7 protein-coding genes are annotated in these 13,303 nt (G+C 59.4%); all 7 read right to left on the reverse strand.

The genetic code is table 11. From position 1 onward, the window contains the following. Window positions 1–813: 813 nt before the first annotated feature. The 7 genes from WCA53_RS33320 to WCA53_RS33350 all read right to left on the reverse strand — a co-directional run bounded on the left by WCA53_RS33320 (window position 814) and on the right by WCA53_RS33350 (window position 13,103). On the reverse strand, window positions 814–1,296 hold the full coding sequence (locus tag WCA53_RS33320) for a C40 family peptidase (protein WP_423922106.1): 483 nt from the start codon (window positions 1,294–1,296) through the stop codon (window positions 814–816). A 190-nt stretch (window positions 1,297–1,486) separates the two neighbouring features. Beyond that, a complete protein-coding gene (locus tag WCA53_RS33325; RefSeq protein ID WP_423922109.1) occupies window positions 1,487–3,529 on the reverse strand; it encodes an ATP-binding cassette domain-containing protein in 2,043 nt (680 codons plus the stop codon). Window positions 3,530–3,706: 177 nt separating this feature from the next. Continuing rightward, a complete protein-coding gene (locus WCA53_RS33330; RefSeq protein WP_423922112.1) occupies window positions 3,707–8,374 on the reverse strand; it encodes a hypothetical protein in 4,668 nt (1,555 codons plus the stop codon). A gap of 68 nt (window positions 8,375–8,442) precedes the next feature. Further along, a complete protein-coding gene (locus WCA53_RS33335; RefSeq protein ID WP_423922115.1) occupies window positions 8,443–9,744 on the reverse strand; it encodes an HlyD family type I secretion periplasmic adaptor subunit in 1,302 nt (433 codons plus the stop codon). Between the two features lie 53 nt (window positions 9,745–9,797). Then, window positions 9,798–10,325, reverse strand: coding sequence for a hypothetical protein (locus WCA53_RS33340; protein WP_423922118.1), 528 nt, complete (start codon window positions 10,323–10,325; stop codon window positions 9,798–9,800). Next, window positions 10,325–11,869 carry a TolC family protein gene (locus WCA53_RS33345; protein WP_423922121.1) on the reverse strand — a complete coding sequence of 515 codons (1,545 nt, stop codon included), beginning with the start codon at window positions 11,867–11,869 and terminating at the stop codon, window positions 10,325–10,327. The genes WCA53_RS33340 and WCA53_RS33345 overlap by 1 nt, the downstream gene beginning before the upstream one ends. Window positions 11,870–11,879: 10 nt before the next feature. Next, entirely contained in the window at window positions 11,880–13,103 is a 1,224-nt protein-coding gene (locus WCA53_RS33350) for a hypothetical protein (RefSeq protein ID WP_423922126.1), read from the reverse strand. Between the last annotated feature and the right edge of the window lie 200 nt (window positions 13,104–13,303).

A 13,303-nucleotide genomic window follows, 5' to 3' on the forward strand; every position in this document is an offset into this window, starting at 1 on the left:
CCTGTGCCTGTGCCTGTGCCTGTGCCGGTGCCTGTGCCAGTGATCGTGCCAGTGCCTGTGCCGACGTAAATGCCGATTGCTGTGCAAACAAGCTCGCCAATCCTGGTGTGGATGCCGATGCCGGCACTGATGCCGCCGCGACTACCACCCCGCTGAGCGCCGCCGCCATTAACCGTGCCGACCGCGTTTTCCGCAAGCCAGCGCTGACACGTATGCCAGTAGCCGGTCGATGCGCACCATGAGACAGATCACTAATCATTTCAGCCTGCCTCACGACAACGACCACAATCGTAGATCAGTCGCCCGCGCAGCCTTTACTGGAGCCGCTAAAGGTGTGCTGCGTTTGCGTTCAAAGAGCTTGTATCCAGTGCCCGCTTTCTCACTAATGGTGTCACGCTTAGCGGGGACCTCGTTTAATATCTTTTTATATTTCCTTTTCATGATTTATACGCATTCCTAATATATTGATTGGTTTTCAAAATTACGGCGGATTCAACATATTTCGGAACCGCACCTCTTACAAACGCCAGGTCAACAGCGAGGCTGCCCCGAAAAAAATGGTCACGCAAACGTGCTCTCGCCTTGCCCTAAGCTTTCCTCTAGTCGTATTTTATTGGGAGTCCATGAGAATACTCATAGGCGCAATCCCAAAGAAACCATCGGAAGCGGGATACGATCAGTTCAACTCGAACGGCCACCATGACACGAAAAAATGGCGATTCCAAAATTCGGATCGCCCTTCTCACTTGGTGAAACAACAGGTTTTAGAACTCGTAGCCCACTTGAGCACGCCAGCGTCGCATCAAACCACAATCAGGCGACGAAACGGCGCGCGCCATAATATCGCGTGGTCCAATAGACGCTTTTCATCGACTCGACGCGAATGAACGCGCCTGTTTTCGGCGCGTGGATGAACTGTTGCGCGCCAACGTAAATCCCGACGTGTGTCGCTTCACCTCGAGGCGTGTTAAAAAATACGAGATCGCCAGGATGCAAATCTGGTTGCGCCACTGCGCTACCTTTCTGGCTGATCTGCGCCGAGAGTCGCGGCAATCGCATACCCGTCACTTTCTGATAGACGTAACGTACAAAACCACTGCAATCGAGCCCCTCCTCCGGCGTGTTTCCTCCCCAAAGGTACGGTGTTCCGATCATGGTTTCGGCCTTTTTCACTACGCTGGCGAGCTGCGCCCCTGCAACACCGTGAACGTGTGCGTTACCCTGCGCGACCGGCTCCTGGTCAGGCATGATTCGCTGTGCAATCGATTCGCTGTCGAGCGCATCAAGTTCGCTCATCTGAATGGATTCCGATGTCACACTCGTGATGCCCACTTTGACGATAGTCGTATTCGCCGAGGCAGTCGAAAACAGAAGGCTGCTGCAGGAGATCACCGCTAGCCGCGCTGGGAATCGCTTGATTGTAGAAACGATGCGGCTGGCTTGCCTATCGCAGTCACCCGACATCCGAGAAATAAAGGTGCTCATCTCAGCCCGCCTTCGCGTTCGCACGCACGGCTGTGAACGCATCGCGAGGACCGTCGAAACCGATCACGCCATCGGCGAGGACAATGACCCGGTCCACGAGCGAAAGCAGATTCCCCCGGTCCGTCAGCAACACGACCGTGGTAGCGGGTGTCATCCGGCTGCGCGCCAGCTCCATGAACGCCTTCTCGGTCGAACCGTCGAGGTTCGATGTGGGTTCATCGAGCAGCCAGATCGGGCGCTGCGTGAGGGCGAGCCTCGCCATCGCGAGCATCTGGCGTTGCGCGGACGTGAGGCGCGCGGGCATCTTGTCGAAACGCGTATGCAGGCCGTTCGGCAGCATTGGTGCGAGCCATTGCAGCGGAGCACGATTGAGCGCCGCGAGGCACGCCTCGTCGGTCTCCGGCGTTTCCGCCGATAAATATTCGCCGAGCGTGTCGCCGAGCAGCATGCCGTCCTGACCCATGTAGTGGGTCTGATAACTGAGCGCTTCAGCACGCCGTCCATTCAGCCGCTGGCCGTTGAAGCGAACCTGTCCCTGCTCCGGGGGCATGAGCCCGAGCAGGATATGCGCGAGCGTGCTTTTGCCGGATGCCGGTGCGCCGATGATCGCGACCTTCTCGCCCGGCAGGATCTTCAGGTCGATATCGCGTAACAGCGGCTGGTCCGGCATATACGAAAACTGGAGATCGACAGCACGCCAACCCTGTTCACCCGCTACCGCCTGAACGCTATTCGCCTCGACGTTCAACGCGGCTTCATGCGTGCGGTTGATGCCATTGAACACGGTGCGCAACTGGCGCAGCACCGGTAGCACGCTGACCAGCGCAAACACCGGTTGGCCGAGCCGCCCGGCGAGAATGACGGTCGCGAAAAGCGCGCCGGCTGCCAAATGGCCCCCTTGTAGCAGATAGAACGCCGTGACCACGGTCGCTACCGTCTGAAACGACGACAGTGCCATGAGCGTTGCGTAACAGCGTGCCTGAAGTACGTGCCTGCGTTCTTCCGCCGACGTATTACGCTCCACGTTGCTCAGGAACATCGAGCGCAGCAAGTCGAACGCGCCGCCCGCCGCATACGCCGAAGGTTTCGCCAGCGGTGCAAAGGGCGTGGCCGGTGCTTCCAGGCCGCTATTGCGCAGGTACTTGTCAAAGCGCCACACCGCGAGACACTCGATCATCCAGATGGCGAACGGCACCAGCACGAGGCAGCCCGCGACGATCGCGATCACGACGAAAAACAACCCGCAGAACAGGATATCGATAACCGAACTCGCCGCGAGGCTCCAGAACAACGAACGCGCCTTGGCCCAACCCGTCAGGCCGTTGAGTGTGGCGAGGCCCCAGTCGGTCGTGCGAGATAACGGCGCTCGCACGAGTTGATCGACAATTTGCGGTTCGATATGGCCGCGTACGGATCGCGACAGACCCACCATCACTTTGGCCCGCTCGACGCGAAAGAGATATTCGAGCCCGAACGCGAGCAGCGTTCCGAGTGAAAGAACCCACAGCGACGCATCGGCTTGTGCCGGAATCACGCGGCTGTAGATCGCGTTCATATAAAGCGGAATAACCAGCGCGAAAACATTGAGCGCTAATGTGCCCCACAGCAGTTGCGCCAGAAGCCGCCCTTCCTTGCGCCAGTGGTCAATGAACGTGCTAAACGATAACGCGCCAAGACGCTGGATTTTCACGACGCGGTATAGCAGCCTCGCGCTACGAGACAGGGCGATGCCGGTCGCTGCGGGACCCGGCACGCCCTCGATCAGGGTGCCGTCGCGCATGCTGGCGCACAACCAGCCGTCACTTTCGCCGCGGGCAAGATATACGTCGCCATTAACACGTTCCATGCTCTGGCGCGCCGGCAGGAAATCCAGGCCGTATTCCCGGCCAATGCATTCGAGCAGCGTGGCTTCGCCGCTTGTGCCGGCCAGCGCTGCGCAGGTGCGGCGCCAGCGTTCCTGGGCCAGTTCGCCATGAATTCCAGCGATGGCAATACCGGCAGCCTGGAGAAGAGGCGCTGACGGATATTCATATTGGGAGGTCATTGTTAAGGTCCTTTCTTTCCTGCAACGAGCTCAGCCAAAGGCGCACACGTGCAGAAGAGAATTGCACGCGATCAGTCCTCGATCGCGCGCTGATTTCAAAAATTAGTTATCCAAATTGAAATACCTGATTGAATAAATCTATTTCAAACGTGGAAACAAACTGTGTCTACGGCGTTATTAGTGATTCCAGATCAATTGATGCCCACCCAGTGCGTAGGTATCGGTTGTATGCCCGCTAACTGATTCCGTAGTATGCGTCCATCCTTCCAATGCTGTGTTATGAACCATCGTCACGGTGTCTTTCGTGTTGGTATTCAATGTCAGCGTTTCATTTCCGCGCGAGAGAAAGGTTGAGAAGTCGATGGTGATCTTGTCGGCTGCCGTACTCGTCGAGAAATCGATCTTTTGAATATTCGTTACCTTGGAGAGCATTGCAGCCAGATCGTATGTACCGGCGGCCGATCCGACCTTGTTCAACGCGTCATTTCCTCCACCGCCATCCAGAGCGCTTTTGGTGACGTCTGCCTGCGTGTTGAACGTAAATACGTCGTCGCCCGCCGTGCCGATGATCTTGGCAATGTTTGCGTACGTGTCCGTACCAGCGGCACCACCTTTCATCACTTTGCTGCCCGTCAGGTCGACCGTGATGAAATTGCTCATGCCGGAATAGTCGACTGTCGTGGTGCTGCTGCCGCCTTCGATAGCGTTGCTGGCCTTGCTGGCGAGCAACGTCTTGGTACCGCCGCCGCCCATCCAGAATGTCATGTTGACGCCGTCCTTGCCATGCACCACGTCGCCGTTGTAGTTCGAGCCGACGTATTGCTGGAATCCGGTCACCGTATCCGTCCCCACCTTCACGCCGGTCGACGTAAACTTCTGGATGACCCCCGTGTTGAAATCGGCGTTAGTCGTGTAATTTCCGTACATGGCATACACGTTCGTCGACCCGCCGCCTGCGTCGATGGTGTCGTTGCCGTTGCTCGCGTTGATCCAGTCGCTGATGGTGGCATGACCCTTGATGACGTCATCACCGTCCGAGCCAACGAAGCGGCTGAAGTTCTTGATCGAGTCGGCATCGCGGCCATCGGCGAACGTCACGACTCCCGTTTCAAAATTCGCATTGATGCCGGCCGACGTCGGGCCGTAGCTGATCGATGTCCTGAGGCCGCTTTGCCCAGAAATGCTCTCGCCCGCACCGGTGTACCCCCCGTTAATGTGGTTGCCGCCGCCGTTGACGAACAGATAGTCCTGGCTGGTGGCCGAACCGTTCAGTGTGACGTGGTTCCCGCTCCCCCACATCACGATGTTGTTCATCCCCGTCGAGGTATCCAGCACGTCGATATTCTTGTACGTCGCCTTGCTGCCCGTAGCCGAAGACACCTTGCCGAGCAACCAGTCGACCGAGTTCACACCTTGCACCGCGCCGCTGCGACCGTCCGGCCCAATGGTGTAAGCCATCGCGGCGCCGCCCTTGGCGCCGGCTGTGTCTAGCTCATTGCGGCCCGCTTCGCCGTCGATATCCGTGTTGAACAAGCCACCCTTGAGCACGATCTTGTCGTCGCCGCCACCCGCCCTCACGGTGCCGTCGCCCGACACGACGATCGTGTCGTTGTAGTTCGTCCCGATCAGGTTCCCGAAGGTCCCGGTCAGTACGTCCTTGCCGTTCACGCCCTTCTGCACGAGGCCGGTCGAAGTATCGAGGTTGATCCCCGCGTTAAGTTTCGAATAGTCGAGCGTGTTCGACGCGTCATGACTGGTGAGCGCGTCGTTGCCTTTGGAACCGACAATACGGCCGTTCGTGCCCGTGCCGATATCGATCCGGTTGTTCACGCCGTCGTGCCCTTCGATCACATTGCCGGCCGCATTGCTGCCAACAATGTTCTGGATGCTGGTCAGGCGGTCCGTAAAGCCATAACCGTTCTTCGACGCGACTCCCGAATTCAAGTTGACGTTCACGGCGCCGGTCGCGCCGCTATAGTCGACCGTATTGTTGGTACCCGTTCCGCCGTCGAAGACGTTGTTGCCCTTGCCGCCGGCCATCAGGTTGTCGTTACCGCTCACATAGATCTCGATGCCGCCGCTGCCCCCCCGGATGATGCTGTTGCCGCCCAGCGCGCCGATAATCGCGTCGACGTCGAAAAGACGGTCGACGAAATCGTTACCGACCAGCGCGAGATTACGATCAAGCGTCACTTCAAGACGGCCGCCGCCGGTGTACTCCGTGTAGTCCACGGTGATCTTGCCGCCCCCGGCGCCCCTGACGGTGTTGTTGGCCTCGCCGCTGTAGACGCGCAAATCCCCGGCGCCGCCATACACCATGTTGGTACCGCCGCCGGACGCGTGAAATACACTGTTGCCACCGCCGCTGTGCATCGTGTTGCTGCCCGCATCCGTTCCAACGAAGGTGTCATTGCCCGCGCCTCCATGAAACACGTTGATGCCGCCCCTCGCGTTGAATACGTTGACGCCGTCACCCGCGTAGAACGCGTTCGCGCCGCCGTTGGCATGCACGGTGTTGGAGAGCGCACCGCCAACAATCGTGTTCGTGCCCTGAGTGACATCGAACGTGTTCTTTCCCGCGCCGCCATACAGTTGGTTGGTGCCGGCGTTCGTCACGAAACGCGTGTCACCGTCAGTGCCGATCAGCAGGTTGTTGCTGCCCGCCAGGCCTGTCAAATTGCCGCCGCCCTCGGCCCCGACCACGGCCTGGATGTGGGCGAGCGTGTCCACGCCGCCCCCGGCTTTCACAGCCCTGCCGGTGTTGAGGTCGACGTCGACCGAACCGGTGAGTTCGGCGTAGCTCATTGTGTTGAATCCGCCGCCACCGTCGATCTTGTTGTTCCCCAAGCTGCCGATGATCAGATCGTCGCCCGCGCCGCCGACGATCATATCGTCGCCATTGCCGGTGCGAATGCGGTCGTTATGCGCGGAACCGGTCACATCGAATGCGCCCGTGAAATGATCGGTGCCGGCATTGCCGTTGGCATCGACCCAACCGTTATTCGACGTGATACCACGCGACATGTCGATGTCGACCCCGTTGAGCACCAGCGTGCGTCCGCTTGCACCAAGTGTCACGGTCTCGAACGCCGTTCCGCCGGCGCGAGAATAGTCCAGGAGGTTGTGGCCACTGCCGCCCGTATAGACGTTGTTGCCGCCATTCGCCACGAACGTGTTGTCGCCCGCGCCACCAATGAACTGGTGATCGAAGTTATTGCCAATGAACGTATTAGCGCCTTCACCGCCCTTGATCACCTGGATATTCTCGATGCTATGGACCGTGTCGCCCGACTTCACCCGGCCCATGTCGACCGTGATCTCGCCCGTGGGTGCGAGGCCCAGCGCGCTGCGGACATCGGCGGAAAGATCGACTACAAGTGCACTCGAGAAGCCCGAATAGTCGAGCGTATTCACGCCCCCGCCGCCGTCATAGACGCCGTTTGAATGACCCGCGATGATGGTGTCGTCGCCCGAGCCCGCGTGAATGGATACGTCGTTTTCGTGACGGTTTAACTGGTAAACATCGTTTTCGTTACGCAGCGCGGTCGGGTTATCAATGATCTGAAAGCTGAGGTCGGCCGAACCCGTCTCGCCGGTGTCTGAGTCCACGAAGTCGACATGAACCTTGAACACGTCAGCGAGGCCTTGCTGCGCCGTCGGATAACGCAGCCCGAACTCGTTGTACTTCAGGCCGAGCGCGATCCCCTCTTCCGAATTCCACGCCACGATGCTGACGCCCTTGGCCGCCAGTTCGGGACTGACCGACACGTCGAGCAGGCCGCTCACCGAACCTACATTGACGATTCTTATCATGCTGCCAGGTTCGGTGACGCCCTCCGATGTGTCCGCGTGGATGGTCCAGCCCTCTGTCTTGCTGCTCAGGTCGACGTCACGTGACGCGTATTGGGTCGAGATGCGGCCGTCCGTACGAGCGGCGTCGTTGCCGCCCCCCAGCGTGTAGTCGTGCGTCGCCTCATCCGCCACAGCTTGCGTCTTCAACAACACAACATCCTTCAGGACTGGCGGTTCCGGCGGTTCCGGCGGCACCGGGTCGGGTACCGGGTCGGGTACCGGGTCAGGTGTCGGGTCAGGTGTCGGGTCCGGCGTCGGCTCGGGCAACGGTTGATCCGGAAACGGTTGATCCGGAAACGGTTGATCCGGAAACGGTTGATCTGGCTGCGGTTGATCTGGCTGTGGTTGATCTGGCGACGGTTGATCTGGCAACGGTTGATCCGGCGGCGGTTCGTCATTCGTCTTCGACGGATCGTCGATGGTGTCAGTCTGGCGGTGTTCTGGCGGAACCGGTTTCGCCTGCATGCCGGAAATCTGGTCGACGCGCCGCAGCGCTTCTTCATCGAAGCGATGTTTGCTCAGGTCGCCGGGATGCACCACCGGTGGCTCCTTGTGGACGACCTCCGCCTGCTCCGCGCCTAACTGGGTCTCTTGCTGCGATTCGACAACGACGATTTCCTCTTTCGTCACTTCCTTCGTGACTTCCTTGGTAACGTCCTTGCTGCCTTTTTCAGCGCCGCTCTTGGCTTCCTCATGATTCACGACCGGCGCGGACGCATTCGGCGCGACATTGACCGATGTCACGTAGGCCAACAACTGGTCCGACGGAATTTCCTTCCCGTCCGCGAAAACCAGCGTGAACACCTGTTTGCCCATGGTTGCGAACTGTGCCGCGAACGGGAACGTCAGGGTATGGCCGTCCGCCGTCTTAATGACGATGTCCGGTCCGTTGATCGAAAGCTGTACGTCGGAAAATTTGAATGGCAATTCGTTCTTCGAGTAAGTCTCGAGGATGACCGTCGTGTTCGGCTTGGAGGGGACTGGCAATTTCATGTTAACGCTCCATCAGGGCGGCTCAAAAACATGAACCGTCCAGCAATATGTTCAATAGAAAACGAATCTCAGGATTCGGACAGCGCAGAGGTAGCCCCACTCATCAACGGCTTCAGCAGATACTGCGCAACCGATCGATGTCCGGCGATCAGGTAACCTTCGACCGCCATGCCGGGATAGATCGGCTTCGTCAGATTCGACTTGGGCACTTCCACCGTGACGTCGTAGAAGCGTCCCGTACGGTCATCGCCGAGGGCATCCGCGCTGACCACGGCCACGCTGCCGTTCAGGGTGTCCGTATAGCTGTTGCCGAACGCGCTCACATGCACACGGACCGGCATGCCGCGCCAGATCTTGTCGCGGTCTTCCGGGCGGATCTTGACTTGCGCGACGAGCGGCACGTCCGTAGGCGCAATTTCGAACAGCTCGCCGCCCGGCTTGACCACCGCGCCGGAATGCGGATTAACGACCCGCTGGATCACGCCGTCGGCCGGACTTTCGACCTGCGCCTGGTTGCGACGGTCCTGACTGGCCGTCGTCTTTGCATTCGACTGCGCGAGCTCATCGCGCACTTGCGACAACTGCTTTTGAGCCTCGGCCACGAAATCCGAGCGTGTCTGTTCCACCTTCAACCGGTATTCCCGCTCTTCCGCGATCAGGCGCGGCACCTTCGCGCGTGCTTCATTCAGCGCGCTTTGCGAGCTTTGCAAGTCGGTGCGCTTTTGCAGCAGCACGCCTTCCGCTGCCGCGCCCTTGCGCACCAACGGTTCGATCATGTCGACCTGCTGGCGCATCAGGGCCACTTCCTTCTCCAGGTCGGAAATCCGGCCTCGCAATTCCGCCAATTGCGCCGAGCGCTGGTCCGCCTGGACCCCGGAAATCGATGCCGCCTGTTCCAGTGCCTTCTGGCGCGATTCATAGAAAGCTTTCTCGCTCGCAATGGCTTTTAGGTGTTCAGGATCGGACGATCCCGACGATTCGGCCGGCGCGAAAGGCGTATGCGCGATTTCCGCGACCAGGCGCTGCTCGCGAAGCCGCAGGGTATCGAGCGCCGCAGTGTTCTTCGCGAACTCCTCGGATACATAGGTGTTATCCATCACGGCGAGCAACTGGCCCTTGTGGACCGTCTGCCCTTCGCGCACCAGCAGCTTTTCGATCTGGCCACCGTCCGGATGCTGGACCACGATGTTGTGGCTTTCTACCCGAATCACGCCGGGACCGCGCACGAGGACGTCGAGCTTGAAAGCTGTCGCCCACAATGCAAATAACGTGACGCTCAGAAGCGCGATGCCCGTCGCACCACGTGGCGCAAAGCGACGGTACGGCGCTATCGCGGCCGACACTTTCTGGATGAATTTAACGTGTTTCATGTTGGTTTCCTGTGCGCGTGGCACCGCGCATGTGAGTGATATCGGGCGCCGGCCTACTTGAGGCGAAGGACGATGGAGTCCTGTGTCGACTGCTCGGGCACGGGATTTCTCAGCTCGATCCTGTCGCGGGGAATCTTGAGTTCATCGGCGATCGAAACCACCATCAGCGAACGCTCGAACTGCATGCGCAAGCGCACGCCGAGTGGCGCCTCAGCGGTTCCCGTCAGCGAGAACACCAGGAACCCTCGTGCGCGGATCGCCTGCTCATTGCGGCTCATCCACGCACGGGTTGCTGCGCGTTGCGCCGGTTGCAGGAAGTTTTCGTCACGGCCGACGCTCGCCACGAAATCGGTTGGCAACTGCGTGAGGCTGTCATCCATCACCGCGGCATGAGACACGGAGGTTGGCTCAGCCGATGTCGCGTTGGATACCGGCGGCGCGTCGGGCGTGCCGGAGGAAGGTGTCGCCAATGCGGCGAGGACCTGGAAAATCATGCTGAGCAGCATATAAACCATCAGCAACACAGTCATCATGTCGACGTAGGCCGGCCAGATGTGGTTACTTTTCGAACTAGCAGCCATTACATTTCTCCTTTCACCAGGCCGAGGGCTCGCAAGCCGTCCATGGTTCGTGCATCAAGGTTGTAGAGTGCAAGCGTCGAGAGGTTGTAGCTCGACTCCGCTTGCTCACGATCACTGCGCGCGGTGAACAGGTCGACCTGCGCGCTGATCAGGTCAGAAAGCGGGCGCGTACCGAGGCGGAATTCATCCGCGTACAGATCCAGCGTGCGCAAGGCCTGCTTTTCGCCTTCTATGCTCAACGCCCATTGATCGCGTGCGCTGTTCCAGTCAGATCGTAAGGATTGCTTTTGATCATTGACGTTGCGCAGCTCCTGCTCGAGCTTCTGTTGCGCGACATATTTGGCTGCCACGGCTTCATTGATGCGCGACTTGCGCAAGCCGCCATCGAAGAGATCGAATGAGACTTGCATCATCACCGAGCTTCCGGGCGACGGTACCGCCTGCAACGGCTTGCGATAGGTCCCAACCAGATCGATGCGCGGATACCGCGAAGCGCGTTCCACATTCACAAGCGCGTTATTGCTCGCTACGTCCAGACGCCGCGCCTTGACGGCGAGATTGGTGTCCGCGTCGGCATCGACCAACGGCTCGACATTGACCGGCGGCAGCCGCTTCACGCTGTCCCGGGGTTGCGGCAACGCGTCCTTACCCGTGATCGAGCGGAATTGCTGCTCGGCTTTCGCGAGCTGCAACTTGATCTGCCGGCTGCGTGCCTGCGCCGAAGTCAGCGCGAGCTGTCCGCGGATTGCATCGGATTGCGCTGACAGGCCTCCGGCCACGCGTTGTTCAATAACCTGGTTCAACCGGCGAACCTGCGCGACGTAGTCGTCGGATATCTTGCGAAGATGCTGCAGGCGAACGACTTCGAGGTAAGCGCGCGAGGTATCTAACGTCAGCGTTTCCACTTCGCTCTGATACGCGCTTTCGGATGCTTGCGCAGCGAGCGACGCGCTCTGCACCTGATTCTTGCGGCGGCCAAAATCGAACATCGTGTATTGAAGCGTTGCGCTTGCCTGTGCGGACTGGTCGTAGCTGCGGCCATAGCCTTGTGCCGCCCCGACGATCTTGTCCGGCGTCTTCGCGATCACGTTGATTTTCGGGTAGTACGCAGCGCGGGCGCCCATTACGCGAGCCTGCGCCTGATCCGCCTGGCCGCGCGCGATCTTGGTCGTCAGCGCGTTTTCCGTGGCGGCGTCGAGAGAATTTGACATATCCATCGTCCCTGACACGGACTGCGTGGACGCGTCGGTGTCTCTCGCGGCGTCGGCGTTTGACTGCGGCGCTTGCGCTTGCGGCGTGATGAGCGCGCCGTCGAGCGCACCCTGCACGTCGACCTTCTTCGGATCACGCGCCGGTGCCGGCGCTCTGTAGTATTGGCCGAGTTGAAGAGGGTTGGTGGTCGGCGTCGCCATGGACGCGTTACTCAGCATGCGCTCGACCATGTGTTCCAGATTGCTAGATTCCGCCGCCGATGCGCTGGCGCAAGCACCACCCAGGATCAACGCCGCAACCAGCGTCTTGGGTTTGAAGTAAGTTTGTGTCATGACGCGCTCCTTAAGCTTCTTCGCGTATCGAAACCGACGAAGCCGGCGCACGCGCACGCTCCGACTCGATAGCCACGCGAGCGCGCGCAATCTGTTCGACGCAGTCCATCACGGCGTTACGTTGCATCTGCATCGAGGCGCCCATCTTTTCGAGCGATGCATGTCTGGCAGCCAGACCGCCGTGCAATGCGTGGAGGCTCGCGACGGTTTGTTCGGTGTTCGTCTTGATGTCGATCAGCGGGTCCGTCACGCTGTCGATTGCTGCCGTCACCTGAACGCGATTGGCTTCAACGCTGCCGGCCATGGTGATGACCGCATCTTTCATCGATTCCATGGCGGCGGTGTTCGCTTGCAGGCTCTGCTGAACGCCCCCGAGCAGGACATCCTGGCGTTCTGCCAGGGCAGCCATGCGCTCGAGCGCTGCGGAGCTTGCAACGGCAAGACCCAGGTGTTCGGTGCGATCGGCCGCCATCACGTCGACAAGTCGGGCAATGTGAGCCTGAATGGCGCCCACACTCTCCTCGATACTTGCCAGGGCTTCGTTATTGCTGCCAGCGACCGGCGTAGCTTTTGTTGTCGAATCGCCGCCGACCACATTGGCCCATTCGCGAATCGATTCGACCCAGTTGCTCGACGAACGGCTGATGAACTGCGCGAGGGCGCCCACTGCCAGCGAACCGATCAAACCAAGCAGCGATGCCGAAAAAGCGGTCGACATACCTGCGAGGGGAGCGGTCAGGCCGCCGATCAGCGCGTTTGCCGATGCCTTGCCGCCGCTGCCCGAAACCAGCGCCATGGCGTCCTTGATACCGGCCATGGTGTGCATCAGGCCAACGAACGTGCCCAGCAAGCCCAGCCCGATCAGCACGCCGGAGGCGTAGTCGAGCATCCGGCCGCGCCATTCGAGCGATTCGTTCAGTGCGTCGATAGCAGCGCTGCGATGAGCCGCTTCCGCATGACCGATATCCGGAAACTGAGCTTGAACTTTGGTAAGCACCTTCGCCGAATGAGCGTCGCCGGACACACGGGTCCATTTCGATTCACCCCGAAACACGAGAACGGCGGCGATGATTGAATAAACTATTGAGGCAACAAGAACCGCGAGAATCAGGGAATTAACTACCGGGTTATGCGAAATAACCTCTTTCAATGTTTCGAAGAAAAAGCCCAGGCCGAGAACCATGAGCAATTGAATAATAAAAACGATTAATAGGGAACGTCGAGTCTTGGTCATTTCGGTTTATATTCCTGTGAAATTTTAAATTACTGACTCGACAAAACTTGTTTCATCGAAACAGGTCATCGCCATGCGCGGATGCGTCGATGGTCGCGAATCAGGGGTTCTATTGCTGCCCCGCATGGACTGTTAATGGCAACGCGGAGCTGGTAACTGGCGTCTGCCTTAACGCTGCGCCTGAATCTCAATATAGGCGT

It is taken from the genome of Caballeronia sp., assembly GCF_049581465.1.
Classification (GTDB): domain Bacteria; phylum Pseudomonadota; class Gammaproteobacteria; order Burkholderiales; family Burkholderiaceae; genus Caballeronia.

Excerpts from the sequence above, each read along its gene's own strand:
- WCA53_RS33320 (WP_423922106.1), bottom strand. The coding sequence starts at position 1,296 with ATGAGCGAACTTGATGCGCTCGACAGCGAATCGATTGCACAGCGAATC.
- WCA53_RS33325 (WP_423922109.1), bottom strand. The coding sequence starts at position 3,529 with ATGACCTCCCAATATGAATATCCGTCAGCGCCTCTTCTCCAGGCTGCC.
- WCA53_RS33330 (WP_423922112.1), bottom strand. The coding sequence starts at position 8,374 with ATGAAATTGCCAGTCCCCTCCAAGCCGAACACGACGGTCATCCTCGAG.
- WCA53_RS33335 (WP_423922115.1), bottom strand. The coding sequence starts at position 9,744 with ATGAAACACGTTAAATTCATCCAGAAAGTGTCGGCCGCGATAGCGCCG.
- WCA53_RS33340 (WP_423922118.1), bottom strand. The coding sequence starts at position 10,325 with ATGGCTGCTAGTTCGAAAAGTAACCACATCTGGCCGGCCTACGTCGAC.
- WCA53_RS33345 (WP_423922121.1), bottom strand. The coding sequence starts at position 11,869 with ATGACACAAACTTACTTCAAACCCAAGACGCTGGTTGCGGCGTTGATC.
- WCA53_RS33350 (WP_423922126.1), bottom strand. The coding sequence starts at position 13,103 with ATGACCAAGACTCGACGTTCCCTATTAATCGTTTTTATTATTCAATTG.